The sequence below is a fragment of the Streptomyces sp. NPDC001153 genome, assembly GCF_053598315.1.
Genome location: NZ_JBSFJZ010000033.1, coordinates 49,562 through 74,764, shown reverse-complemented (window position 1 = coordinate 74,764; position 25,203 = coordinate 49,562). Strand labels below are relative to the sequence as shown.

Genomic DNA, 25,203 nt, shown 5'->3' with positions numbered 1-25,203 from the left:
TCAGCAGGGCTGCTCAGGCCCTCAGTTAGGTCCGGGGCGCCGCCGGCCTTGACTCGCCGTCAGCCGAGGGAGGCCGCCGGTGTCTTCGATGCGCTCGGCGAAGGCCCCCACGGTCCCGGGGCGCGTGCCGCCCAGGTCGTCCTCGATCCCCCGGACGCAGCCGCTCCCGTCACCGTCACCGTCACCCCCACCGGACGGCACGCCCCGCATCCAGCCGCCCCTCCGAAGGACCCGCCCGGCCCACGCTCCCCGCCACTCATGGCTACCGAGCAGGCCAGGTTCCAGAGGCCCGACCGGCCACCGGCCGGAGCCAGGCGCAAGAACCGTGCGCAACGGACCCGCAGACACAGGAGGAGCAGGGTTCCACTGCTGATTCCGCGGGGCCGGTGCATGACTCACCCATCCTGCGATCAGTCTGACAAGCGGGATCTGTTCCTGCCGCCTCAGCAGGAATGGCTCCACGGCCCGCTCCACGCGTGAGCGAGCCGTTGCTCAGGAGGAGTTGAGGTGCCGGGGGGAACGTGCGCCCGGGGTACCTCAGCTCTCATCACCGCGCCTCACACAGCCGCGCTGAAGCTGTACTTGCCCCCTGGAAGTGAGTACGTGGCGGACCCGGACGGGACGGCCTGAGCGGGGGCCTTCACCGAGCCGGGCTGGGAGGTGGGTACGACCACGGTGGCGGTGACGTTGGCGGGAACGGTGACCTCGAGCGTCAACTCGCCTTGCGACACGGACCAGCTGCTCTCGGCGGTCCCGTACGGCGTCCGGTAGGTACCCGAAGCCGAGGTCAGGGCGCCGCCCGGCTGGGGAGCGATGAGCAGGGTCCGGTAACCCGGCGTGGCTGGGCCGATCCCCGCGATGTGCCGGTACAGGAAGTCGCCGACCGAGCCGAGGCCGTAGTGGTTGAAGGAGTTCATCCCCGGGTCCTGGAAGGAGCCGTCGGTGCGGATGCCGTCCCAGCGCTCCCAGATGGTGGTGGCGCCGCGGCTGATCATGTAGCCCCAGCCGGGATAATCGCTCTGCAGCAGAATCCGGAAGGCGACATCCGTATGCCCGTTGCCTGCCAGGACGGTCAGGAGGTTCTCCACGCCGAGGAACCCGACCGTCAGATGCCCGTCGCCGGCCGCGACCTTGGCGGCGAGCTTGTCCGCGGCCCGCTGGACGAGCGCGGTGGGCACCAGGCCGAAGGCGAGGGCGAGTACGTACCCGGTCTGGGTGTTGTTGCCGACGGAACCGTCCGATCCTATGTACCGGCCGGCGAAGGCGGCCGCCACCTGGTCGGCCAGCTGCCCGTAGGACGCGGCCTGTGCCGTACGACCCGTGGCACCGGCCATCCGGGCCACCAGCCGCGCGGCCCACGCGAAGTACGCGGTGCAGATCAGGTCATGGGGCGTCTCGTCGTTCACGTTGAGCCAGTCGCCGTACGTCTGCTGGTTGCGGATGAGGTCGCTGCCGGCGGTGTTGCGCAGGTAGTCGACCCAGTTGGCGAACGCCGTGAAGTGCCGGTCGACGACCTGCACATCCCCGAAACGCTGCCACAAGGTGTACGGGATGATGACACCCGCGTCGCCCCAGCCGGCCGTGCCGGAACCATTGATCACGCTCGGGGCGACGTCGGTGAACGCTCCGTTGGACTGCTGGTCGTCGATGAGGTCGTCGACGAACTTCGCCAGGAACCGGTGGACGTCCAGGTTGAACGTGGAGGTGGCGCTGAAGGCGGCGATGTCTCCCGTCCACCCCAGACGCTCGTCCCGCTGCGGGCAGTCCGTGGGGATGGAGAGCATGTTGCTGCGCTGCCCCCACGTGATGTTGTGCTGAAGCTGGTTGAGCAGATTGTCGGAGGTGGTGAAGGTGCCGAGCTGGTCCGCCGTGGTCCAGGCGGCACGGCCGGTGACGGTGCTCTTCGTCGGGGTCACGCTGGGCGGCAGACCGGTGAGCTCGACGTAGCGGTAGCCGTGGACGGTGAAGCGCGGCTCGTAGGTCTCGGCGGAGCCGGTGCCGGCGAGGACGAAACGGTCGGTGGCCTGGGCTGCGCGGAGGTTGGCCGTGTAGAGCGTGCCGTCGGGGTTGAGGACCTCGCCGTGCCGCATCGTGATCGTGGTGCCGGCCGGGCCGGACAGTGAGAGCCGGTTCCACCCCGCGAAGTTCTGGCCCAGGTCCAGTATCCACACGCCCGGCTGCGGCTGCGTGATGGCCACGGGTGAGAGCTCGGCCTGAACGGTGACCCCGCCGTCGACCTGTGACACCAACATGGGCAACGAGACCGGAGAGACAGTCACGGTGGCCCACGCGGAGTCGTCGAAGTCGGCGCCGTCCCAGCCAAGGACATCCAGGCGTGCGTCGTACGTCTCGCCGTTGTACAGGTCATCCGCCCTGATGGCTCCAGCGCTGGTCTTCCAACTGCTGTCGGTGGCGATCGTCTGCGAGGAGCCGTCGGTGAAGGTGAGCACCAGTTGGGCCGAGTACCAGGGCTGGGTGCCATAGTGCTGGCTGCCGGCGAAGCCGATGCTGCCGCTGTACCAGCCGTTGCCGACCCAGACCGCGAGGGCGTTGGCGCCCTGCTGGAGCCGGTCGGTGACATCGAAGACCTTGTACTGAAGGCGCTTTTTGTAGTTGGTCCAGCCCGGAGCCAGGATGTCGGAGCCGACCTTGGCGCCGTTGAGGCGGGTCTCGTGCAGACCCAGTGCGGTCGTCAGGAGCCGGGCGAACGCCACGGGCTTGGAGATGGTGAAGCGTTTACGCAGCATGGGAGCGGGGGTGATCACGCGTACCTGGGCGCCCCATGGGCCGCTGCCCGCCGCGGCGACGGACATCGCCGCGGGCCATGTGCTGTCATCGAAACCTGAGGTGTTCCAACCCGCGGGCCCGGACTGGGAGGCCTTCCAGGAGGTGTCACTGTTGATGACCTGACCGCCGGGCAGGATGAGCTTGGCGAGCAGCCCGGCCGGGGAAACGCTGGTGTTCGTACAGGACACCGCGATGGTGTTGGCGCCTGACCTCAGATGCGAGGTGAGGTCGACGAGTGCGGCGCTCTTCCAGGAGTCGCCGACCCTCGGCGAGGAGCTCACCAGCACGCCGTTGACCCAGACATCGGCCGTGTCGTCTCCGGTGATGGCCAGTAACGCGCTTGCCGGGGCACTGGAGAGCGTGACCGTACGGCGGAAGTAGCGGGTGCCGGTCGGTGCCGAGGACGCGGGATCGCCCTCGGGATACCAGACCCAGCTCGCCCCCGCGAAATTCGGTGCGGCGCCTTGGCCGATGAAAGCGCCGTGCCATTCGCCGGCCGAGTCGAGCAGCCCGGTCTCGAACCACTGCAGGTCGCTCCAGGCACTCGCCCGCCCCTGCGTGTCCCACACGCGGACCCGCCAGTGGTAGCGGGTGAGGCTGTGCAGTGGGGTGCCGTCGTACGCGATGTCGACCTGCTGGGCCGAGGAGACTCGGCCACTGTTCCAGACGTCCCCGTTACCGACGCTGGTTGAGGAGACCTGGATCTGATATCCGGCCTGGTGCTGCTGGGGGGTCGCGGAGTCCAGGGTCCAGCCGAACCGTGGATTCGGCGCGTCCACCCCGAGTGGCGTGACCTGGTGCTCGAGGGTGAGGCCCGCGGCGCTGAGCGGCGATACCGCCGAGAGGTCCGGCGCGGCGACGTTCCAACCCCATGGGGAGATGCCGTAGGCGCCCAGGTCCATGGCGGCCGGCCAGCCTGAGTCGTCGAACGCGGGCTCTTCCCATCCTGTGGGAACCGACTGCGCGGAGCGCCAACTGCCGTCCGTGACCAGGTCGGTCGTGCCGCCGTCCGTGGTGATGTGGACGTGTCCCAGCAGCCCGGCAGGACCGCCGCTGTTCCTGCAGGCGACCGCGAGCGTGTTGTTCCCGCTGATGAGCGCGGGGCGCAGGTCGACATAGACGGCGCCCCGCCATGAATCCGCGGTGCGCGCAGAAGCGGCCAGGTGCTGTCCGTTCAGCCATACATCCACGGTGTCGTCACCGGTGACGACGAACTGAGCATCACTGGTGCTGCCGGCCGGGACGCTGAATGTCCTGCGGAAGTACCGGTAGGCGGTGGGAGCGGTCACGCGCGGACTTCCCTCGGGGTACCAGACCCAGTGGGCACCCGACAGGTCGACGGGACCGGGTGCGGCGGTGTGTGGGGCTGCTGCTGCGACATCCGGGTGCGACAGCAGGGAGCCGGCGGCGAGCACGCCGGCCGCGATGCCCGAGCCGGCGCTCAGAAAGCGTCGCCTGCTGAGCCGAGGTTGGTCTTCATCGGGCCGAGCCGAACCTGTGTGGTGCGTCGCGTCACTGCTCAACGCCGTACTCCTTCTCTCTGGCCACCTCTGCTGTGGTGGCCGGGCGGGGGGTGAGCGAGGCGGGATCGGCAGCGCCATCTCACGGTGCCGATCCGGCTTGATGCAGCGCATTGAAACGTTTCATTACGAGATGTCGAGGGTACTGTAGAGGCGCCTGCGAGAGTCGTCAACGGTCGTGGTGGGCACGGCTGTTGTGGGGCTCACAGCTCGTTCGGTCGGGGAAATGCGGGCGTTGGCTCGGTGCAGGCCCCACCACGGGCACCCTGCACCGCAGCCTTGAGTACTGCCGCAGTCGTGGGCTTATGTCGCCGGAAAGATCTTGTTCGAGCGAGGTACCAGGGCTCGGCCGTCGCCCTCCGGACGGCACCGCCGCACCCTCACGGCTACCCCCTTCTCCGCCACCGGGTCCACCGCCGACGCCACAAGCGCGCACAGAGCACCGGCGTGAATCCCGGGGCCCCGGGGGCGGTATCCCCTCGGCGTGCAGGCACCGGCGTCGCAGATGCGGTAGTCGGCGGAGTGGTTGGGGGCGTCGGGCAGCGTCAACGTGCGCGTCGGGTCGTTTGGGTGCATCACGGGCCCGCGGTGCGTCCGTTCCCAGCGGACGGGCAGGCATACGAGCACGGTTCCTGCGAGGAAGGGATTGTGCTGTGTGCCCGTGCTCTGATCGTCGTCGATGTGCAGAAGGACTTCTGCGAGGGCGGCAGCGTCCCGGTGAAGGGCGGCGCCGACCGAGCCCGGGCCATCGCCGAGATGGTCCAACGCTCCGCCGGCGGCGAGTACGCGCACATCGTCGCCACCCGCGACCACCACATCGATCCGGGCGGCCACTTCTCCGACCACCCCGACTACCAAAACTCCTTCCCCGTGCACTGCGTGGCCGGCAGCGAGGGAAGCAGCTTCCACCCGCACTTCGCGCCTACCGCCGCCTCCGGTGCCGTCGACGAGGTCTTCTACAAGGGTGCGCACTCCGCCTCGAAGAGCGGCTTCGAAGGCTCGACCGAGGACGGCGCATCCCTGGCCGACTGGCTTCACACGCGCAACGTCAGCGATGTCGACGTCGTCGGTATCGCCACCGACCACTGTGTGAAGGCCACCGCGCTGGACGGCGCGAAAGCCGGCTTCGCCGTGACTGTCCTGCTCGACTACACCGCGGGTGTCGCCACCGACACCACCGACCACGCCATCGAGGAACTACGCCAGGCCGGCGTCGCACTCACCGGCGAACCCGTCGTCCTCGGTGGATGACGGCTACGGGGCGGCATCAGGTGCACAGACAACGTGGCCATCGTCACGGGAAGTTCACGGAACCCGTACAGTAGGTTCGCGACACACGGGGGATCCCAACGGGCGACGTTCCGGGCCCCACACCCCTTGTGGCGTGAAGCGTTGCGCTTCTGCGTTCGCGGAGGTGCGGAGCCATCACCCGGCTGGCAGGTTCTGATCCATCCGCAGTGCCTCGCTCGACGCATGGGCCGAAAGTGAAGACGGGGTGCACGAGCACAACTTCTTCACAGGTAGGATCACCGCGACGCGCCCGGGACTCTTGCCGAGCCTGCCGCGGCTTGCCGTAGTCACATCCTCCAACGGCCTCCGATATGTGCGGAGTTCGGCCGATGGAGCGGGCTGGACAACGGCAGCAGCATGGGTTTTCCGTCCGCCGCCCTGACCAGGCGACGCGATCGGGAACCGTCACCCGGCACCAGTGCAACCTGTTTGGCCGGTGCTCGGATGGCCGCAGGAGTTCTCCGGCTTTCTCCGGCCCATGGGGTGGCGCGCACGTTCACCGGTCCTCGCTCGTGGGTGAGGACGTGTTCCTTGGGGGTTCTGACATGTCCTATGGTCCTGTTGGCAGATCGGTCGAAGGTCCCGCGCTGCGCTCGGTCAAGGGTCTGGCTGCCGCTGCCTCAGTACTGCTCGGTGTCGCCGCCGCGGTGGACATCTTCGCCGTCTGGGCCGGTGTCGGCCTGTATGGCCACCTGGGCAGTGCGCTGACCGGCTCCACCGGCCAGGCCGTCCACGACGCTGACGTGCTCGATGTGGCCGGGAAAGCCCAGATCGGTGCCGTTGTGGTCGCGGGGGTCGTCTTCATCGCCTGGTTCTACCGGGTACGCGTCAACGCCGAGTACTTCGCCCAGGACGTGTGCACCATGGCCCGTGGATGGGCCATCGGTGCCTGGTTCGTCCCCGTCGGCAACCTGTGGCTGCCCTACCGTGTCGCGAGCGAGATCTGGCAAGCCAGCGCCCAGAGCGCACCCGATGGCTCCTGGCGCACCGTGTCCAAGGCCCCGGTCAACGCCTGGTGGGCCCTGACCATCACCTCCGCCGTCATGGACCGGGCCGGCTCCACCTTCATGGACGCGGCCACCACCCTCGCCGGCCTGCGTCACGCGACTGCTCTCGCCGCAGTCGGCGACCTCCTCAACGCGGTGGCAGCCGCCCTGGCCATCGTCTTCGTCCGCAGGCTCACCCGCATGCAACAAGCGCCCCACCCTTTCGCCGAGGCCGCCGCCGTCCGGCCGTGACCGACCGACACCCTGAGCCCTGCCAAGCCCCACCCCCTGCCGGTCGGGATCCCAGACCCGCCAGGCCGTCCGTCAGGACGTCCCAGACAGCCCCGGCCCTGTTCTTGCCGGAGCACGTCTCAAGACAGCGACGGGCCGTCGCGGATACCCCCGGCAAGCGGCGTCGGGACGGCCGCCGACACGCCCGTCCCTCGCCGCACAGCGTCACCCGCCTCGGGCGCAGAAGGCCGTCCGTGGGCAACTGTCCGTAACGCGATCGCCCGCCTCACACCAGCCATAGCGCAGAAAGCACATAAATGGACGTATCGGCTACCTTCACCTTGTCGCGACGCCAGTTCCGCATCGCTCTCCGCAACGCAGCGGTGATGCGGAGAATGACGATCGCCTCGGCGCTGGTTATCGTGTTCGGGCTGTTGAAAGTGCTCGTGGACGGGAAGCTGGGCACGTTCGGTTGCGTGTGCCTCGCCGTCCTGGTCCTCGTCCAGGCACTGGGCATACCGATGGCCGCACGCCGTGCCGCCACCCAGATGCGGGGACCATGGACCGTGCGGGTCACCGACACGGACTACCACCTGCAGACCGCGGTCAACCAAGCAACAGTGCGCTTGGACGCCTACCGCGAGGCCCGCTTCCACCGCGGGTTCTGGTATCTGACCAGCCCCACCGGCACCAGCTTCTTTCCCTCCGCGGTGTTCACCGCCGACGAACAGGCCCAACTGGCACACCTTTTCGCCCACCGCCTGCCGCCGCGCAAGAAGCCGTGGTACCGCCCCTACTCCTGACCGCGGCCTGGGTGCGGCTGGTGCTCTTTCCTGATCTGGTCGGGCGGGCCCGCGACCTGCAGGGCACGCAATCCGTCTGGCGGCCGGTCAGCTGCGGCCTGCCGCCGCCATCAGCCCGTCTCGCGCTCGGAGTGTGGGTTGCGCAGCGGAGGCAGGGACTGCCCAGGGCGGGGTGCACGATCGGGTAGCGGCCATGGAAGGTGCGGTGCTCGTGTCGCCAATCAGCAACCCCGTCGCACATCGTGACGGCCGTTGGAGGTATTTTGGCACGTTTGCGCATTGCTCTCCTCCAGCAGGAGGTATGGCGAACTCCTACCTGGTCCACGCCCTGAAGGGCGAACAACTGACGCTGCTCAGCCCCGACTTCGCCACCCGCAGCCACATCGACGCCTACTTCGCCGGCCACCGCGTCGCCCCCCGCATCACGGTCGAGGCCAACTCCATCCAAGGCCTCACCGAAACCCTCCAACGCACCCCCTCTGGCCACCGTCCTGCCCGACGCCATCACCCACGACCACCCACACCTCGCCCCCTCCCCCTCGACCCGCCCCTGCCCGCACGCACCGTCACCCTCCTGCATCGGCAAGGCACCTACCGCAGCGCCGCCACCCGCGCCTTCGTCCTGTTCACTTACGACCTTGTCCACACCCGCGGCTCCACCCCACCCCCGTGACCTGCAAGCCTCGGGGCGCGCTCTCGCAAACGTTCGATCGCGAGCATCTGCCGCGCGCCTGCCGAGCACGCCAGGCAGGAGGCGTACCCGGAAGCCGTCGATGCCGCGCACGCCGACCTCCCCGCCCTCCAAGAGAGTGAGGGTCCTCGGTCCGCGCGCCGCTGAGAAGACGGAGCCCGCCAGGTGACGGCGTACCGCGTCACCCTCCAGTTCCGCGGAGCCGTGTGCGGTTCCGTTCCCAGCCGTCGTCGCGCCCGGTCGATCACCGCGGTCGTCGGCACCCGCCACATCCCCGTCCAGCGGCCCATCCGCTCCAGCCCGTGTGTGAGCAGCCGAGCGACTCCTCATAGCCTTGGCCGGAGAACAGGCACATCGCCCGCACGAAATAGGCCACCACCCGGGCCGGCAGCAGTCGGCGTCGCTGCTCGGCCCGCCCGCACTCCGCGACCACCTCATCCACCAGCTCCGGCGGAAACGCACTGGTCAGCGCCCCAAGCGCGATCTGATCCGACAGCCGCTCGTCTCCTGACGGCATCGCCTGACAGGCCTTGGCACACCCTGCTCAACGAACAATGAAGCCCAAAGTCACCGGTATTGCCTCTAGGCTGGCACGGTGACTGATGAGCAGGAGCGGGTGCAGCCGTCGGGAGTGTGGGCCACGGCCGTGGGGGTGGCCAGGGTGCGGGCGCTGGAGACCGAGCGGGAGAACGCGCTGTTCCGCGACCCACTGGCACAGGCCTTCGCCACCGCCGGCGGCCTGGGGCCCTCCTCGCCGCCGCTGCCCGATGACGAGGCCGCCCGACGCCGCCGGCTGGGCGTGGCGTTCTCCATCGTCATCAGGACGAAGTTCCTCGACGACCTGTTGCAGCAGGCCTCCGCGTCCGGTGTCCGGCAGGTCGTGCTGCTCGGCGCCGGCATGGACAGCCGGGCCTTCCGGATGGACTGGCCCGAGGGCACCCGGCTGTTCGAGGTCGACACCGCCGCGCCACTGGACTTCAAGGCTTCGGTGCTGCGCCAGGAGCGGGCCGTCGCACGCTGCGAGCGGATCACCGTCGCGGTGGATCTGCGTGAGGACTGGCCGGCCGCGCTGGCCGCCGCAGGGCACGACCCGGCGGTACCGACCGTGTGGATCGCCGAAGGACTGCTGATCTATCTGCCCGAGGACGCGGTGGAACTGCTGCTGGCCCGGATCAGCGCCCAGTCGGCGGCAGGCAGTCGGATGGGGCTGACGTTGGGCACACGCGGCGTGATCGAACGCTTCGGCGCGGACGCCGTGCCGGGATCGGCGGCGTCCATGTGGGTTTCGGAGATGCCCGACGACCCGGTGGGCTGGCTGGCCGGGCACGGCTGGGAGGCCCGCAGCCACACCCTGCGCGAGTGCGCTGCCGCCTACGGCCGCCCGATCAGCACCCCGCCGCAGCGTGAGGAGCGGCCCGGCGGACTGATCTCGGCGGTCCGCCGGTAGAGCGCCTCCCGCCTCGTTCGGCAGCGCAGGGCCTTGTTCCTCAGTTGTGGCTCTGGCAACCAAACCGCACGACGAAGCGTGCCCGCCCGATGGCCACCGGAAGGGGGTCGGGACCGCTTTCGCATGAGGACGAGTTCTGCTGAGGGATCGACGGTCAACGGGCGTCCGACGGCGGCCTGCTTTCGATGGGGGTCCGGCGGAGAGGCATGTGCGCGGGAGCCCGCCCGATACCCGGTCAGTCCTCGGCGATCAAGGACTGCGGAGCGCGGAAGCCGAGGACTCTGGTGGTGAAGTTCGCCAGTTGCGCCCGCATTCTCCCGCGCGGCACGCGCTCCTGTCCGCTCAGGTGCTCGACGAGGTCGGCTCGGGTGGCGGCGAGGAGCGCATGGGCGGTGAAGTCGCTGTCGGTCACGTCGGGGATCTGCTCCAGCACGGCTCGGAGCAGGCCGTGCCATCGCTCATAGTGCTCTGCTTGGTACGGGCTGCCGTTCCCGGTCTCCTCCAGGGCCAGTGCGAGGCGGCGGTTGTCGAGTTTGAAGCACAGGAGGGCGTCGAGCAGGGCGGGTACACGCTCGAGCGGCGGGGCGGCGGGCCCCAGGGGCTCCGGCCCGGACTCCACGGCCTCCCTGATCGGTTCGAGTCGCGCCTCGTACAGAGCGCGGAGCAGCCCGGTGCGATCGCCGAAGGCGCGGAAGAGCGTTCCTTTGCCGACGCCGGCCGCTGCCGCGATATCGGCCATCGTGATGTCCTCGGGGCTTTCGTGGCGGGCGAAGAGGGCGTCGGCGGCCGCGAGGACGGCCTCCCGGTTACGGGCGGCGTCCTTGCGGGGCTTGCGCTCTGGCATGCGGTTCCTCCGGTTGCAAAGCGGACCCTGGGTCCGTATTGTCGAACCGGACTCGGGGTCCGGATTCTATGAGACGGAGGATACCCATGCCCGTATCAACCTCCCCGGCGGACCTGTACCGCCACAGCCTGCGGCTGCTGCTGGACAAGGACATTCCCGGATGGGTCGGCCTGTGGGCCGAGGACGGTGTCATGGAGTTCCCCTTCGCCCCCCACGGCTGGCCCAAGCGGCTGGAGAACAGGGAGGCCATTGCCGCCTACATGCGCCCCTACCCCGACCACATCGACCTGCACGACTTCCCCGACCTGCGGATCCACCAGACCACCGATCCGGAGACCATCGTGGTCGAGATGCGCGGCGTCGGACGCCTGGTCGAGACCGACAGTCCCTTCGACATGGCCTACATCGCCGTCGTCGCGGTCCGGCACGGGCGCATCATCTCCTACCGCGACTACTGGAACCCCCTCGCCGTCGTCGAACCCGGCACCGACTTCGTGGGGAGCGGTCGATGACCACCACCGGCACCACTTTGGTCATCGGCGCCACCGGCACCACCGGCAGCCGCACCGCCGCGCGGCTGGCAGCCGCCGGTCACCGGGTCAAAGCCGCCAGCCGGCACGCCACCCCGGTCCCGGGCGCGGAGCCGGTCCGCTTCGACTGGTACGAGCCCGCCACCCACGAGGCCGCCCTCGACGGAGCCGACCGCGTCTACCTCATACCGCCGCCGGGCGACCCCGACCCGGCGGCGATCATGCTGCCTTTCCTCGGGCAGGCCCGCACCGCGGGCGTACACCGCGCGGTGCTCCTCAGCTCCTCGGCGATCCCCGCGGGCGGCCCGGCCGTGGGGATGGTGCACCAGGCCCTGCCCGGCCTGTTCGAACAGTGGGCGGTACTGCGCCCCTCCTGGTTCATGCAGAACTTCACCGGCACACACACGCACGCCCTCAGCATCCGCCGAGACGGCACCCTTTGGACCGCCACCGGGAGCGGTCGGGTCGGCTTCGTCGACGCCGAGGACATCGCCGCCGTCGCCATGCACGCCCTGACCGACGAGCAGGCACCCAACACCGATCTCGTCCTCACCGGACCGGAAGCGCTCGGTTACGACGACATCGCCGCGATCGTCACCGAGGTCACCGGCCGGCCCGTCGCCCACCGCCGGCTGTCCTACAAGCAGTTGCGCGATCGCCTCGCCGCGCTCATGCCGCTGGAGTTCGCCGCCATGCTGGCCGGCATGGACCGTGCCATCGCCGAGGGGGCCGAGGACCGCGTCACCGACACCGTCCAGCACCTCACCGGTCGGCCCGCGCGCACCTTCCGCGCCGTCCTGGAAAGGGAGATGCGATGCGGCAGTTGATGTTCCAGGACGATCAGCAGTTCTGGTTCGAGACCCTGCGCAATCTCGGCCTGGCCGTCTACGGCGGCTCGGACGTCGGCGAAGTCGTGGCGACCGCCTCCCGCGTCACCTCCGGGGACTACGACGGCTGGCACGACGCCTGGCTGGCTACCGCCGAGCGCCTGGAGGCCGAGGCCCGCGCCAGCCACCCCGTCAGCGCACGCGACGGACTCCTGCGCGCTTCCAGCTACTACCGGGCCGCCGAGTTCTTCCTGCACGGCAACCCTACGGACCCGCGCATCGACCACGCCTACGAACGCGGCGTCGCCTGCTTCCGTGACGCCATCGCCCTCCTCCCCGGCATCACCCCCGTGGAGATCCCGTACGAGGACACCGTGCTGCACGGCTACTTCTACCGGGCGGCAGGCGAGGGACCCAAGCCGACACTGGTGATGCACAACGGCTTCGACGGATCCGCCGAGGAACTGCACTTCTTCGGTGCCGTCGGAGGACAGGAACGCGGCTACCACGTGCTGACCTTCGACGGCCCCGGGCAGCCCGCGGCCATCTACCGGGACCGGCTGACCTTCCGACCGGACTGGGAGAACGTCGTCGGCCCCGTACTGGACTCCCCCGCTCAGTACCCGGGCGTCGACCCGGCCCGTATCGCGCTGTTCGGCGTCAGCCTCGGCGGCTACCTGGCGCCCCGCGCGGCGGCCTATGAACCGCGCCTGGCAGCCGTCGTCGCCCTCGATGGTGTCTTCGACGCCGTCTCCGCCCTCACAGCGCACCTTCCGCTGCCGCACGACGACGCGGTCCGGCGCGCGGCGGCCGAGCACGACGAGGAACTGGACCGGATGATCGCCGCCGCCCGTGAGCAGAGCCCGACCCTGCGCTGGGCCTGCGACCACGGCGGCTACGTCACAGGGACCTCGACCGACAGGGAATTCCTGGCCGAATACGCCCGCTACAACCTCCACGACGGAAGCGCGGAGAAGATCACCTGCCCCGTGCTGGTGTGCGAGGCGACCGCCGACCTGTTCTACTCCGTCACCGAGGAGTCCGACCCGCGCAGGCTGTACCGGCACATCAGGGCACCGAAGAAGCTCCTGAGCTTCACCGAGGAGGAAGGCGGCGACGCCCACTGCCACCCCGGCGTCGTCCGTCTGATGGCGGCGCGCGTCTTCGACTGGCTCGACGACACGATCTGACGCCCTTGTCTTCCGCCTCCTGGTCAGGGTGCTTTCCGGCCCGGGGTCGCCAGGTGGCTGGGGTGGCTCTGCTCTGGCGGATGCGGTCGGGCGGGTCCTGGTGTTGGGCGGCCAGGCCGCGGTCCGGACGGGTGGCGGTGCCGGCGAGGAAGTACCACTCCTCGACGCCGGTGTACTGGACGGTGACGTGTGCGGTGCGTCCGTCGTTGCCGGTTCGGTGCGGACGTGAGGTCGCTGGTGATGACGGCGCCGTCGTCGGTCATGACGCCACCGGGCCCGGCCGTGATTTCGTCCCGGTACGGGGCGGGTCCGGGTTGGCGGTCAGGTCCGGTGCCGCCGACACCACTTGCACCCACACCGACCCCGGGCCCGTCCGCCTCAGAGCGCCGACCGCTGACAGCCAGAACCTCTGCAGATCCTGCTCATCGCCTCCCCCACGCGGCCCGTCCCGCCAGGTTGTCCTGTCCTACCCGTGACCGGAGCGGCACTGTCTTGCAACTCCCTGGAGGCGCGGAGCCCACCGTGACCCGAGCCGCCCCCGGAGCCGGGTCGAACAGTGACTGACGAGTCATCACCCCGCCTCCACGCTGCGTGCACTCGTGTCTCGTTCATGGCGATGACGAGGGAGCTTCAGGTGAAAGTGCTTCCGTTCGATCGATGGGCGCTGGGCTGGGCAGTCAGCGCAAGGAAGGTTTCCCACGGCGAGGTCACAGCCGGGCTTCTGGTGGATCTTGCGGCTGATCCGCGCACGGCGCACGCGGACCCGACGGTCGCCTTCCCATTGGGCACTGCTGCCCGCCTCTCGGGGTCGCCGGACTCCTGCGCTCCCGGACTGAGGAGCACCCGGACGGACCACAGGTGACCGTCACCCTCATGCCCCCTGGCGACATGAGTTCCCCGGGGCGAGCGGTCCGAAGTCACCCGACGCAGAGCCGATGATTCATAACGTATGAACGAGGACGGACGGAATTGTCCGCCGGAAGGTCTCCCTCGTGGCGCCACGGGCTCTGGTATCCGCAGCGATGGCTAGCTGAACGGGATTGAAGATCTCCTGTACGTCGCGACACGTCTGATACGGGTGTTTGCTCAGGCAGCTCCGCAGACCATGGAGAAAGTGGTCGATGCGATCCATGAGGAGTTTCGAGGTGCACGCCTCAGGACGTACCTACCTGAGTTCTTCGGGTTGTTGTCGGGGGTGACGTGTCGTGATCCCTGCGGTAGGCCGATGGCATGCGGTATGCGCAGGGTGGTGGGCTGACCCCGGAGCGGCGCCACTGTCGCGAGCGGATCCGGTACGAGGCCGGTGAGCGGTTCACTCGCGGTGAGAGAACCGCAGTGATCGCGAAGGATCTGCGGGTCAGTGAGCGGTCGGTGGAACGCTGGCGCCGTGCCTGGCGGAAGGGCGGGGTGGACGCGCTCGCCTCTGCGGGGCCGCCGAAACTGCCCAAGTTGTCCAATGGCCAGTTCGCCAAGCTGGAGCAAGAGTTGGCGGCGGAGCCGGCCGCGCATGGTTGGGAGGACCAGCGGTGGACCCTGGCCCGGACCAGGGTGCTGATCGCGCGGAAGTTCAGGTTGGACTGCTCGTCGGCGGCGGTGTGGCGGCTGCTGCACCGGCACGGCTGGTCCTGGCAGTGTCCCGCCCGCCGGGCGCTGGAGCGCGACGAGCAGGCGGTGTGCCTGTGGAAGAAGGATGTGTGGCCGCAGGCGGAATGACTGCGGCGACGCTGGGGGCGTACGCCGTCTTCGAGGACGAGGCCGAGTTCTCGATGACACCACCGCGCGCCCGCACCTGGGGCCGGCGTGGGCACACGCCGGTGATGCGGGTGCGGGCCCGTTCCTGGCGCCGCTGGTCGATCGCGGCGATGTGCTGCTACAGGCCGGGCGAGACGTCCCGGCTGATCTACCGGCCGCGCCGCCACCGCAAGCACCGGGGCAAAGGACGCGACACCTTCGCCTGGAGTGACTACCGCGACCTGGTCGTGCGTGCCCACATCCAGCTCCAGGCTCCCAGCGTGCTGATCTGGGATCATCTCAACACCCACCGGGCTGCCGGGATGCGTGAGTACGCCGCCGCACACGACTGGCTCACCATCGTGCAACTGCCCTCTTATGCACCCGACTTGAACCCGGTGGAGGGCATCTGGTCGCTGTTACGGCGCGGCCCGCTGGCCAACACTGCCTTCACCGACGACGAGCACCTCGAACGGACCCTCCGCCAAGGTCTGCGACACATCCAGCTCCGCCCCGAACTGATCGACGGCTGCCTTGCCGGCACCGGACGCAGACTCACTCACCAGCCGACAACAACCCGAAGAGATCAGTAACCGAGTGCCGGAGGGTGCTCGGCTGGACGGCATCCTCAGGCCCAGATCAGCGGCGCGAGTGTCAGGTCGAGTTTGCCCGCGTGGATGGCGGCCAGGTGCGCGTCGATCTCGGCGTCGTCGGCCAGGCCGGCCGCGAGCAGCTCGCCACGCACGTGCCGGATGGTCGCCGCCTCCAGCCGGTCGCAGGCCAGCCCGCCAACCGGGAAAGAGCCCGCCGCGGCGACATCTACCAAGCCGGCCTCACGCAATGCCCTCGGCAGTGTCCGGCCGTAGCGCAGGTCCGCGCCGCGGCGCGTCAGCAGCTCCCGGACCGCGTCGCGCAGCCGGTTGGCTCGCCGCTGCGCAGGGCCGCTGTCGTCCAGGCATGCCAGTGGCTGCAGAGCGGTATCGGCGTCCTCGACCAGCAGCCAGCCGCCGGGCCGTAGCGCTGCCGCCATCGTGGCCAACGCGCGAGCCCGGTCGGGTACATGGACCAGCACGAGCCGGGCGTGCACCAGATCGAACGTCCCCGGCTCCGGGGGCGGATCAGCGGCGACATCGTGCTGGCGCACCTCGTACCCGTCGCCTGCCTTCAGCCACGACGGATCGATGTCCGTGGCCAGCACGTGCCCGGTCGGACCGACGGCCGCCACGAGCGCCTCCGGGATGCTGGGGCCACCAGCCCCCACATCCCAGCGGCGCGAGCCAGCCCTGACCCGCAGTCGATCGAAGTGCCCGCGCGTCACACCGTCGAACAGCTCGGCCAGCCAATCGAATGGCTCGCCCGCTTCGGCGCGCGCGTTGTCCAGCACGTACCCGCGGGCGGGAGCGGACTCTCCACCGAGCGCGTAGTCCCGCCTATCGGATCCGGTCGGCCACCGACGTGCGGCGGGCGGGGCGAGGAGGTCATCACTACATGGTCAACCTTCCCAGGCCACCAGCGCCACGACGACGGGAGAGGGGTGTCTCACACAGCCAGCGAAGACCCAGCCCGGCCGGCCGCCACCGATCCGGCGTGCCCCAACGGCCCTGACCGGCTCCAGACCTACGCGACTGGTCCAGTGCGAGTGCTGCCTGACGAAGTATGTCGCGATATCCCCAGCCACGGAGTGGTAGGCCAGGTAGGCCAGGACGACATCCTTGGTCCCCCTCAGCCGCGTGAGGCCGACGTGAGGTCGGAGGCGGCGTTCTACGCCCTTCATGGCCCGGGTACGACGCTGTCCCACCCTGCCCGGTGGGCTCGTAGGTCATGATCTCGGTTCCGGCCTTCTTCGCGAGGACGGGCGACAGAACCACTGCACATGGGCGAACGCTGAGGCCACGACCCAGCGTTGGGTGCCCAGGCCGGAACCATGCCCGGTGCCGCGGCGGGCGCACCGCGTCCGCGCGGCGCCGAGGGCCGACCCCGCTTGCCCCGCACCGGCGGCACGGCCTGGAGCCGCGGGATCAGCTGGGTGACGTGTCTTCACGGCGACGTCGGTGCGGACGTGCTGGCTGCGGTTATCGGGTTCGCCCTGGTGTGCCGGTGTGGACGGTCGTGCAATTACGTGACCGTTCACACCGGCAGCAGGGAGCACCTGGACTCTCGTCGGCGGGCCTTCCGATTCCGGCTACCGGCGGCAGAGGAAGCCATGCGCGATCAAGGCAATTGGCCGGTAGTGGCGCGTCTCAGCTGCCGTCCCGGACCGCCGCGAGGCACTGGTCGTAGAGGTCAGCCAGGTCGAGTCGACCTTCGCTCTCGGCCCAGAGTTCGGTCGCCGTGTCGACGCAGGCGAAGACCGCCGCGACGATCGCCCTGGCGCGCGGGTCGGGGGACGGGCCGGAGCCGGTGTCCAGGCGGGCCTGGACGATCGGGACGAGTTCGGTCTGCCAGCGCAGCCGCTTCTCGATGTAGCGGGCGCGTAGTGAGGGGGTCTCGAAGATCAGGCGGGACAGCTCCAGCGCCCGTTCCTGGGTGTGGTTGGCGATGAGGATCGCCTCGAATCCGGCCCGCAGGGCGTCCCAGACGGATACCCCGGCCGACTGCTGCTCGACGGTCCGCCTCAGCAGCTCGCCCAGTGCCTCCTGGTCCCCGCAGACCAGGTCCTCCTTGGTGCCGAAGTAGCGGAACAGGGAGCGCTGCGAGATCCCCGCCTCACGCGCGATCTGCGCGATCGTCGTCTGCTCGTAGCCCTGCTCGGCGAACAGCCGAACCGCCGTGTCCAGGATCTCCTGGACGGCGACCTGCCGCGATCGGTCCCACAACGTCGTCATGGAAACCAAGTCTACCCTCCCCTGGACAGCGACCGCCTACTTGGCATTAACTGCCAGAAAGGCAGCGACTGCACAAAGGAGAGAGCCATGACAGCCGTCGACTACCGCGGCCAGACCACACTGATCACCGGCGCCAGCGCGGGCCTCGGCGCCGAGTTCGCCCGCCAGCTCGCCGCCCGCGGCTCCGACCTGGTGCTGGTCGCCCGCCGCCAAGAACGCCTGGAGGCGCTGGCCGCCGAGCTGCGCGCGCACCATCGGGTCCAGGTGCACGTGCTGCCAATGGACCTGACCACCGGCCACCCCGGGCAGGCACTGGCTGAGCAGCTGGAGCGACTCGGCCTCCACGTCACCAGCGTGATCAACAACGCCGGGTTCGCCAGCTTCGGCCCCTTCCACCAGACGGATCCCGTACGGCTGCGTCAGGAGATCGCGGTCGACGTGACCACGGTCGCCGACATCAGCCGCGCCTTCATCGAACAGCTGCGGACGGCGGGTCGCGGGGTGCTGGTCAACGTGGCGAGCATGGCCGCCTACCAGCCCAACCCGCGCATGGCGCTGTACGGGGCGACCAAGGCGTTCGTGCTGAGCCTCACCGAGGCGCTCTGGGAGGAGTCCCGCGGCACCGGGCTGCGGGTGCTCGCCCTGTCCCCCGGCGCCACCCGGAACCGAGTTCTTCGAAGTCGCGGGGACAGATCGGGCTGCCGGGGGAACGAAGCTGGCCTCGCCGGTCGACGTGGTCCGCACCGCGTTGGCCGCGCTGGACCGCAGGAACCCGCCGCCCAGCGTCATCGTGGGAAGTGCGAACCGGGTGATGGCTTTCCTCGCCCGCCGCATGGCCACCCGGCGGCAAGTCATCAGGGCCATCGGCCGCCTCACCGCCGAGAGGGCATGACGTTGGGCGGGGACGCTGCCATGCTGGGCGGCGGCGCCGTCGGGATCGGCTGACAGACCGGCCTGCTGACCGGGCCGGCCGAGGCCTACGGCGACCTGTTCGGTGCCGACCTCGTCGTCGGCACCTCCGCAGGAGCCCTGGTCGGGGCATTCCTGGCCTGCGGAGCCGACCTGTCGGGCACGGTGCGCTCGCTCGCCAGGATGGGGCAGGCCGTGACCGCTGACCAGTGTCGTGCTTCCCCCTGGACCAGCCACTCGCAGCCTTCCAGACGGTCGGACAGGAGATCGCCGAACCGCGCGCGTCAGGCGTTGCTCTGCTGACCGTGGAACCTTCCCCCGAGGTGTTCGCACTGGGCGCGGGCGGCCCAGCCGTGATGAACCCCGCGCTCGCCGAACCAGCATTCAGCCTTGGAACATGCCAGGCGGCCATCGGTGGTTCCTGGAGCGGGCCGCGCCGGCCGGATTCGGCGAGTCGTTCGTCGGGGGCCTCGAAGACCAGAAGCTCGCCTGCCGACTCGCCAGGCACGGCGCGCGATGGGCGTACTCTCGCACCGCCTCGGGTACGCACCTGCGCCACGACCGCACGATGGAGCCGAGCGGCTCGCCGGGTGGAAGGCCAATCTCCGCCGCATCGTGGACAGTCGCGGGGATCCGCTCCTGAGCAGTTCGAGGACCTCGCCGATCACGTCATCCGCGACCGACGCCAGCGGCGGGGCCTCGCCGAGCTGTTCGGCGGTCTTGCCCGCCCCGAACCCGTAGTTCCGGACCTGTTCCGGTTGCCGAGCGCATCGAGGAACACGTCGGCCGCGCGCGGACGGTCAATGCCTTCCCGGCGGGCAGTTGTTGTACGACGGCGGGCACCGCGTCCTCCCTGCCACAGACAACAGTGCCGCTTCAAGTACGGCGCGGAGAACGCCACCGCAGGTGACGGATCAAGCTACCGCAGATATTGGGGTGTTATCCATGGGACGACTTCCGACCGACCCTGCGGCCGACGCGCCGTCAGCCGCCCACCAGGGCCGACATCGGCCTGGCGCACGATCTGACATGGATGTTCCTCAACCCCCGACCTCGTGCTCGCGCTGATCGGCGGGCAGCGCCTGCAGCTGATTGACAGCGGCGTCCAGAATAGCGGGTCGTCCACAGCACGGCGGCGTTCAGGACCAGCCGAGCGCGCTGAGCCGGCGTCGTACTTCGCGCGACAGGGTCAGGCTCGCGGGCGACGGTCACTTTAGGTGGGGGAACCCGGGCGATGTTCAGTGGGGCAGTGTCACCAGGCCCGTCTCGTAGGCGAGGATGACCAGTTGCACCCGGTCGCGGGCGTCGAGCTTGGCGAGCAGCCGTGTCATGTACGTCTTGACCGTGGCCACGCTGATGACCAGTTCGGCGGCTATCTCGGGGTTGGACAAGCCACGTCCGACCAGGGTGAGGATTTCTCGCTCCCGGTCGGTGATGTTGCTGATCTTCCGGAACGCGGGAGCAGGGGTGGATGGGGGAACCTCGGGCCGTCCGACGAACTCTGCGATCAGTCGGCGGGTGACGCTCGGTGCGATCAGGGCGTCCCCGGCGGCGACCACCCGGATCGCGGTGAGGATGTCGTCCAGTGCCATGTCCTTGACCAGGAAGCCGGAGGCCCCCGAGCGCAGCGCGGCGTAGACGTAATCGTCGTCGTCGAAGGTGGTCAGCACGACCACGCGTGGTTCTCCCGGGCCCGCGGTGACCAGGCGGGTGGCCTCAATACCGTCCATGCCGGGCATGCGGATGTCCATCACCACCACGTCGGGGTGCAGTTCCTCGGCCAGCTGGACTGCCTCCGCACCGGTTCCGGCCTCTCCGACGACCTCGACGTCGGGTGTGCCGGAGATGACCATCTCCAGGGCGGCCCGTACCAGCGGTTGGTCGTCGACCAGCACGACGCGGACGCTCATCGCGCTCCGCCCGTCACGGGCAGACGGGCCGAGACTCGGAAGCCGCCGCCGGTCCGGGGGCCGGCGTGGAACTCCCCGTGCAGCAGGGTGACCCGCTCGCGCAGCCCGGCAAGGCCGTATCCATTGCCCGGGGTCCTGCCGCGGCCGCGGCCCCGGTCGGTGATCTCGACGGCCACCTGGCCGCTCTTCCGGCAGTCGATGGACACGTGGCAGGAGGTGGCCTCAGCGTGGCGCACCACGTTGGCGATCGACTCCTGGATGATCCGGAAGGTCGCCAGGTCGACGTCCGGCTGCAGCGGGCGCCGCTCGCCCTGCCATCGGACGTCGACCCGCACGCCCGCAGCGGTCGTCGCGGCGACCAACCGGTCCAGGTCGGCCAGTCCCGGCGCCTGGTGCAGCGGGCTGGTCTCGAAGTCCGTGTCGTGCTCGGTCTGGCGCAGCGCGCCGAGCATCCGGCGCAGCCCCGACAGCGTCTCCCGTCCGGCGGTCTCGATCTCGGCCAACGCCTCGCGCGCACGGTCCGGCCGGCTGTCGATGACCCGCCGTGCCGCACCGGCCTGCAGCGCGACGATGCCGATGCTGTGCGCCACCGTGTCGTGCATCTCCCGGGCAATCCGCAGCCGTTCGGCCGTGACCGCCTGCGCGGCCAGCTGGGCGCTCAACACCTCGGTGTGCTCGCGGGACTGGCGTATCGACCGGCCTACCAGCCAGGCGATGACGGCGGCCAGGACGCCCTCGTCAGAGACGCCGATGTGCGGCAGGCTGGTGGTCAGCTGGAAATGATCGACGACGAACACGGTACCCGGCGCCGGAACATCATCGTATGTGGCGGTCGTCAACCCGACGGTGTTGTCGGGGGTCAGGCTCAGATGCACGATCAGCAGGACCAGCACCAGGGCTAGGGCCGTACGGGACGTCGGGCGAGGCTGGGCGGCCGTTACCAGGCAGAGCGCGACGTCGACCGCCAGGAGCGCGGTCAATGGCAGCTGTACGTTCGCGTGGGTCGCGTCCGTCACCGCGAGCGTGGCGACGAGCAGCAGGGCGATCGACAGCAGCGGCCGTCGGCGCAGCAGGGCAGCGGCGCCGAATGCGACAAGGGACGCGGCGGCCAGGATCGACCAGTCCCGGTGCCCGGCGGCGCCGCCCGCCCGGGAGATGGGATGGTCCAGTCGCCCGAGGACAACTGCGGGGTACGCGACCGACACGCACCAGGCCAGGGCCGTCCATGCGCCCGGTGGTACGCGCTTGAGCAGGGGCAGGGCCGGCGTCACGGACATGCGGTGATCGTAACCAGGTGCCTTCCCGCCGGCATCGGACCACGGTTGTACAACCAGGGTCGAGCGGTGCCGCGACGGAGTGTCAGCTCTGGTCCGATGCCGCCCGGCCCCGGCCCGGGCACCGTTGAGAACATGATCGAAGTCCACGAGTTGACGAAGCGGTACGGCAGGAAGCCGGCGGTCAACAATCTCAGCTTCACCGTGAGCCCTGGTCACGTCACCGGGTTCCTCGGCCCCAACGGAGCCGGCAAGAGCACCACACTGCGGCTGATTCTCGGTCTGCACACCCCCACCAGCGGGTCCGTCACCATCGACGGCCGCTCATTCCGCTCGCTGCCCCGGGGGCTGCGGCATGTCGGCGCACTGCTGGACGCCGGTGACATGCACGGCGGGCGCACCGCCCGGGCCCACCTGCGCGCGCTGGCCCGCAGTAACGCCATCCCATGCAGTCGGGTGGACGAGGTGTTGCGCGAGGTCGGTATCGCGGACGCGGCGGACCGGCGCATCGGCGGCTTCTCCCTCGGCATGCGCCAGCGCCTCGGCATCGCCACCGCACTGCTCGGTGACCCGCCGGTGCTGCTCTTCGACGAGCCGCTCAACGGACTCGACCCGGAGGGCGTGTACTGGGTGCGTGGCCTGTTCCGCCGACTGGCCGGCGAGGGGCGTACGGTCCTCGTCTCCAGCCATCTGATGTCCGAGATGGAGCACACCGCCGACCAGCTCATCGTCCTCGGCCGCGGTGAGCTGATCGCCGCGCAGAGCGTGACGGAGTTCGCGGCCCGCGGGGCCGGCCGGAGCGTGTCGGTGCGCACAGCGGCCGCCGCGTGCCTGTCGCCGCTGCTGAGCACTGAGGGCGCATCGGTCCAGCGCGAGGCAGACGGACAGCTCACGGTGGTCGGGCTCAGCGCGGACCGGATCGCCGAGATCGCCTTCCAGCACCGCATTCTGCTCCACGAGTTGACCAACCACACCGGCTCGCTGGAAGAGGCGTTCATGGAGCTGACCGCCGACAGCGTCGAATACCTCGCAGGAGAGACCCAGTGACCGCGCCGACGACCAAGACCGTGATGCCCAACGTGCCGGCCCCGGAGCCCAAGGCCCGCTTCACCGACCTGTTCGCTGCCGAGTGGATCAAACTGTGGTCGCTGCGCTCGACTCCCTGGGCCTTCGCCGCCACAGTGGCGGGGGTCCTCATGGTCACCGTCGCTGCCGCCTATGGTGACTCCCAGAACTTCACACATTACGACGAGGGGCACCGGGAGTACTTCCGCATGTTCGGCGCGGTGGGCGACTCGTTCCCCACCGGCGCCGCCACTGTGCTGATTCTCGGGGTGGGCGCCATCGGCGCCATCACGGTCCTCGGTGAGTACACCACCGGCATGATCAGGACGACCTTCACGGCCGTCCCGGCTCGCCGTTCGGTGATGGCCGCGAAAACAGCGGTGGTCACCGTGACCACGACCGTCCTCGGTGTGGCCTTGGCATTGGTCTCGTTCGGTGCGGCCCAGGTGATTCTGGCCGGTCAGGGCGCCGCCGTCGGCCTCGGCCATCACGGTGTCGTGCGCCTGCTCGTCGCGTCCGCGCTACTCGCTCCGGTGTCCGCACTCGTGGGCATGGGACTGGGCGCAGTCATCCGGCACAGCGTACTCACCATCGTGGCCACGAGCGCGCTGCTCTTTGTCCTTCCCTCGCTGTTGAACAGTCAGAAGCACCTCACCGTGAGCCTCCTGCACATGACGGTCCTTCAGGCATGGCGGCGCATCGGCTACGAGCAGGCCACCACGACGATGTGGCCGTGGACGGTGACGGGCGCCTGCATCGTCCTCGCCGTCTGGGCACTGGTCGCCGTGGTCCTGGCCATCTTTACCTCGGACCACCGGGACCAGTGAGCGGTGCTCCGCCGGGCCTTTTCTCAGGCGCGGGCTGGTGGTGCAGTAACGGGAACCGCGCTCTGTGACGGGACCGGTACCGATCCGGCAGCCCGACGCCATTGCGCTGGACCACCTCGCCGAGGAGCACTACCGTCCCGCTCCCCCGCCCACCGCCGCACCCGGTCCAGCAGCCGGTGACCTACCCGGCCATGGCCCCCGGCTCACCCTCACCACCAGCCGACACCACGTGGCCATGCGCGCCCGGCGCGCTGCGCGTACAGCCCCTGCCCGGCGAGAGACACACCGCCAACCTCACTCACCTCGCTGCCGCCTACCGCCTACCGCCTACCGCCACACGATCACGAGCTGAGCCAACCCCGCAGCGGGCTCAGTGCGGGGCGGAGAGCCACTGGCTGAGCCAAGCGAACGCCGGCGGGTACTCCGCGGACCAGGTGTTGTAGTTGTGGCCGCCGTTCGGCAGGAACAGCGTGCGCACCGTGACCGGCGAGGACGCCGCGGCCGCCTGGAACTGCGTGATGTAGGAGGGCGGGCTCAGACGGTCCTCGCGTGAGGTGGAGAGGAAGAGACTGACGTGGGACTTCGTGCGCCGCACCAGGTAGGTCGGGCTGTTGAGCCGGCGCACGGTCGGGTCCGGGAGGACGGACTCGTCGCCGGTCAGCGGGTCGGGGTCGAGAGCGGCGCCCGCACCGAAGACCTTCGGGTACTGCAGGGGCAGTTTCGCGGCGCAGATGCCGCCGGTCGAGAAGCCCATCACACCCCAGCCACCGGCACCCCGCAGGGTGCGGAACTTGTGGCTGATCAGGTCCGGGACATCCACCGACATCCAGGTCGCCACCTTGCGGTTGGGCAGGTCGGTGCAGTCGGTGTCCACACTGCCCGGGTTGACCACGGGCATCACCAGGATGAAGGGGTGCACCTTGTTCTGCTTCAGCAGGTCCGAGAAGGCGCCCGGCATGCCGCCGTGCTCCAGCCAGGACTCCGGGGATCCGGGCACGCCGTGCAGCAGCATGATGACCGGGAACCGCTTGTTCCTGTAGGCCGGCTCGTCGTACTGCGGCGGCTCCCACACCAGCACCTGCCCGGACAGGGCGGACTTCTGGCCGTGGAAGTACGTGTCCAGGACACCGCCCTTGGTGCTGTGGTTGAACTTCGCGCGTTGCACCGGCGGCCCTGGCATCGCGACCGCGTTGGTGTTGTCCGTGTTGCCCATGAGGTCGTCCCAGGACGCATACAGCCCATAGCTGTTGTTGATCCAGGTGGCCACGACGCTGATCGCGGTGAGCTGGCACAAGCCGATCATCACGGCGTGCGCCAGCCAACGCACCGGCCTGGGCCCGCGGATCCTGGCCCACAGGGCGATCGTGCCGACCATCGCCACGACCGTCGCGACGATGAGGGCGACGAAGAACGGCGTTCCGGTGAGAGACACACGACCACCTTTCTGGACCACTGAACGAGAGTGAAGCGGGCGATACCGGCTGTAGCGTCCGCAATGACCACGCATGTCGGCTAC

At 69.5% G+C, this 25,203-nt stretch carries 22 protein-coding genes and 1 pseudogene; 14 read left to right on the top strand and 9 right to left on the bottom strand.

What is annotated here, in order from left to right:
- Positions 1–557 precede the first annotated feature (557 nt).
- Positions 558–4,076 (bottom strand): family 78 glycoside hydrolase catalytic domain, encoded by a 3,519-nt coding sequence (locus ACWDEN_RS32310; protein WP_450861336.1) that lies wholly within the window; start codon positions 4,074–4,076, stop codon positions 558–560.
- 879 nt (positions 4,077–4,955) lie between these two features.
- Here ACWDEN_RS32310 and ACWDEN_RS32305 point away from each other — a divergent pair.
- From ACWDEN_RS32305 to ACWDEN_RS32290, 4 genes are all read left to right on the top strand, one after another.
- The gene (locus ACWDEN_RS32305; protein WP_450861334.1) at positions 4,956–5,558 is read left to right on the top strand and encodes an isochorismatase family protein; all 603 of its coding nucleotides are present in this window, start codon (positions 4,956–4,958) and stop codon (positions 5,556–5,558) included.
- A gap of 584 nt (positions 5,559–6,142) precedes the next feature.
- Positions 6,143–6,835: a DUF4328 domain-containing protein gene (locus ACWDEN_RS32300; protein WP_450861332.1), complete on the top strand. Its 693-nt coding sequence runs from the start codon at positions 6,143–6,145 to the stop codon at positions 6,833–6,835.
- A gap of 374 nt (positions 6,836–7,209) precedes the next feature.
- Positions 7,210–7,617 carry a hypothetical protein gene (locus tag ACWDEN_RS32295; RefSeq protein ID WP_450861330.1) on the top strand — a complete coding sequence of 136 codons (408 nt, stop codon included), beginning with the start codon at positions 7,210–7,212 and terminating at the stop codon, positions 7,615–7,617.
- 301 nt (positions 7,618–7,918) lie between these two features.
- Positions 7,919–8,290 carry a LysR substrate-binding domain-containing protein gene (locus ACWDEN_RS32290; protein WP_450861328.1) on the top strand — a complete coding sequence of 124 codons (372 nt, stop codon included), beginning with the start codon at positions 7,919–7,921 and terminating at the stop codon, positions 8,288–8,290.
- A gap of 262 nt (positions 8,291–8,552) precedes the next feature.
- Here the strand turns inward: ACWDEN_RS32290 and ACWDEN_RS32285 are convergent, their stop codons facing one another.
- Positions 8,553–8,825 (bottom strand): transposase domain-containing protein, encoded by a 273-nt coding sequence (locus tag ACWDEN_RS32285; protein ID WP_450861326.1) that lies wholly within the window; start codon positions 8,823–8,825, stop codon positions 8,553–8,555.
- A gap of 114 nt (positions 8,826–8,939) precedes the next feature.
- Between ACWDEN_RS32285 and ACWDEN_RS32280 the strand changes: the two genes are divergently transcribed.
- Positions 8,940–9,755 (top strand): class I SAM-dependent methyltransferase, encoded by an 816-nt coding sequence (locus ACWDEN_RS32280; protein ID WP_450861390.1) that lies wholly within the window; start codon positions 8,940–8,942, stop codon positions 9,753–9,755.
- Positions 9,756–9,990: 235 nt separating this feature from the next.
- Here ACWDEN_RS32280 and ACWDEN_RS32275 read toward each other — a convergent pair whose 3' ends face one another.
- Complete coding sequence (locus tag ACWDEN_RS32275; RefSeq protein ID WP_351606311.1) at positions 9,991–10,599, bottom strand: TetR/AcrR family transcriptional regulator; 609 nt, start codon at positions 10,597–10,599, stop codon at positions 9,991–9,993.
- 86 nt (positions 10,600–10,685) lie between these two features.
- Here ACWDEN_RS32275 and ACWDEN_RS32270 point away from each other — a divergent pair, with 86 nt between their 5' ends.
- The 5 genes from ACWDEN_RS32270 to ACWDEN_RS32250 all read left to right on the top strand — a co-directional run bounded on the left by ACWDEN_RS32270 (position 10,686) and on the right by ACWDEN_RS32250 (position 15,470).
- Complete coding sequence (locus ACWDEN_RS32270) at positions 10,686–11,111, top strand: nuclear transport factor 2 family protein (protein WP_450861324.1); 426 nt, start codon at positions 10,686–10,688, stop codon at positions 11,109–11,111.
- A complete protein-coding gene (locus tag ACWDEN_RS32265) occupies positions 11,108–11,956 on the top strand; it encodes an NmrA family NAD(P)-binding protein (RefSeq protein WP_450861322.1) in 849 nt (282 codons plus the stop codon). Before ACWDEN_RS32270 ends, ACWDEN_RS32265 begins: the two co-directional genes overlap by 4 nt.
- Positions 11,944–13,146 carry an alpha/beta hydrolase family protein gene (locus ACWDEN_RS32260; RefSeq protein WP_450861320.1) on the top strand — a complete coding sequence of 401 codons (1,203 nt, stop codon included), beginning with the start codon at positions 11,944–11,946 and terminating at the stop codon, positions 13,144–13,146. Before ACWDEN_RS32265 ends, ACWDEN_RS32260 begins: the two co-directional genes overlap by 13 nt.
- A gap of 1,030 nt (positions 13,147–14,176) precedes the next feature.
- The gene (locus ACWDEN_RS32255) at positions 14,177–14,404 is read left to right on the top strand and encodes a three-helix bundle dimerization domain-containing protein (protein ID WP_450861388.1); all 228 of its coding nucleotides are present in this window, start codon (positions 14,177–14,179) and stop codon (positions 14,402–14,404) included.
- A protein-coding gene (locus ACWDEN_RS32250; protein ID WP_450861318.1) for an IS630 family transposase occupies positions 14,377–15,470 on the top strand; the annotation gives its coding sequence in 2 pieces (ribosomal slippage) (positions 14,377–14,838 and positions 14,841–15,470; 1,092 coding nt in all). The genes ACWDEN_RS32255 and ACWDEN_RS32250 overlap by 28 nt, the downstream gene beginning before the upstream one ends.
- Positions 15,471–15,505: 35 nt before the next feature.
- Here ACWDEN_RS32250 and ACWDEN_RS32245 read toward each other — a convergent pair.
- The 3 genes and pseudogenes from ACWDEN_RS32245 to ACWDEN_RS32235 all read right to left on the bottom strand — a co-directional run bounded on the left by ACWDEN_RS32245 (position 15,506) and on the right by ACWDEN_RS32235 (position 17,702).
- Positions 15,506–16,261, bottom strand: a complete 756-nt coding sequence (locus ACWDEN_RS32245) for a methyltransferase domain-containing protein (protein ID WP_450861316.1) — start codon at positions 16,259–16,261, stop codon at positions 15,506–15,508.
- A 459-nt stretch (positions 16,262–16,720) separates the two neighbouring features.
- Positions 16,721–16,908 (bottom strand): annotated as a pseudogene (locus ACWDEN_RS32240) (IS5/IS1182 family transposase); the annotation flags it as partial.
- Positions 16,909–17,117: 209 nt separating this feature from the next.
- Positions 17,118–17,702, bottom strand: coding sequence for a TetR/AcrR family transcriptional regulator (locus ACWDEN_RS32235; protein WP_351606303.1), 585 nt, complete (start codon positions 17,700–17,702; stop codon positions 17,118–17,120).
- A gap of 87 nt (positions 17,703–17,789) precedes the next feature.
- Between ACWDEN_RS32235 and ACWDEN_RS32230 the strand changes: the two genes are divergently transcribed.
- Both ACWDEN_RS32230 and ACWDEN_RS32225 read left to right on the top strand, forming a co-directional pair.
- On the top strand, positions 17,790–18,647 hold the full coding sequence (locus ACWDEN_RS32230) for an SDR family NAD(P)-dependent oxidoreductase (RefSeq protein WP_450861314.1): 858 nt from the start codon (positions 17,790–17,792) through the stop codon (positions 18,645–18,647).
- A 9-nt stretch (positions 18,648–18,656) separates the two neighbouring features.
- Entirely contained in the window at positions 18,657–18,914 is a 258-nt protein-coding gene (locus ACWDEN_RS32225; RefSeq protein ID WP_351606427.1) for a patatin-like phospholipase family protein, read from the top strand.
- Between the two features lie 935 nt (positions 18,915–19,849).
- Here ACWDEN_RS32225 and ACWDEN_RS32220 read toward each other — a convergent pair.
- Together ACWDEN_RS32220 and ACWDEN_RS32215 are read right to left on the bottom strand one after the other, a co-directional pair.
- The gene (locus ACWDEN_RS32220) at positions 19,850–20,521 is read right to left on the bottom strand and encodes a response regulator transcription factor (RefSeq protein WP_351606298.1); all 672 of its coding nucleotides are present in this window, start codon (positions 20,519–20,521) and stop codon (positions 19,850–19,852) included.
- Complete coding sequence (locus ACWDEN_RS32215; RefSeq protein WP_351606295.1) at positions 20,518–21,798, bottom strand: sensor histidine kinase; 1,281 nt, start codon at positions 21,796–21,798, stop codon at positions 20,518–20,520. The genes ACWDEN_RS32220 and ACWDEN_RS32215 overlap by 4 nt, the downstream gene beginning before the upstream one ends.
- A gap of 132 nt (positions 21,799–21,930) precedes the next feature.
- On the opposite strand from ACWDEN_RS32215, the gene ACWDEN_RS32210 reads away from it, so the two are divergent.
- Positions 21,931–22,842 carry an ABC transporter ATP-binding protein gene (locus ACWDEN_RS32210; RefSeq protein ID WP_351606293.1) on the top strand — a complete coding sequence of 304 codons (912 nt, stop codon included), beginning with the start codon at positions 21,931–21,933 and terminating at the stop codon, positions 22,840–22,842.
- Positions 22,839–23,687, top strand: a complete 849-nt coding sequence (locus ACWDEN_RS32205) for an ABC transporter permease (RefSeq protein ID WP_351606290.1) — start codon at positions 22,839–22,841, stop codon at positions 23,685–23,687. The genes ACWDEN_RS32210 and ACWDEN_RS32205 overlap by 4 nt, the downstream gene beginning before the upstream one ends.
- 370 nt (positions 23,688–24,057) lie before the next feature.
- On the opposite strand, the gene ACWDEN_RS32200 is transcribed toward ACWDEN_RS32205, so the two are convergent.
- Positions 24,058–25,119 (bottom strand): alpha/beta hydrolase, encoded by a 1,062-nt coding sequence (locus tag ACWDEN_RS32200; RefSeq protein ID WP_351606287.1) that lies wholly within the window; start codon positions 25,117–25,119, stop codon positions 24,058–24,060.
- Between the last annotated feature and the right edge of the window lie 84 nt (positions 25,120–25,203).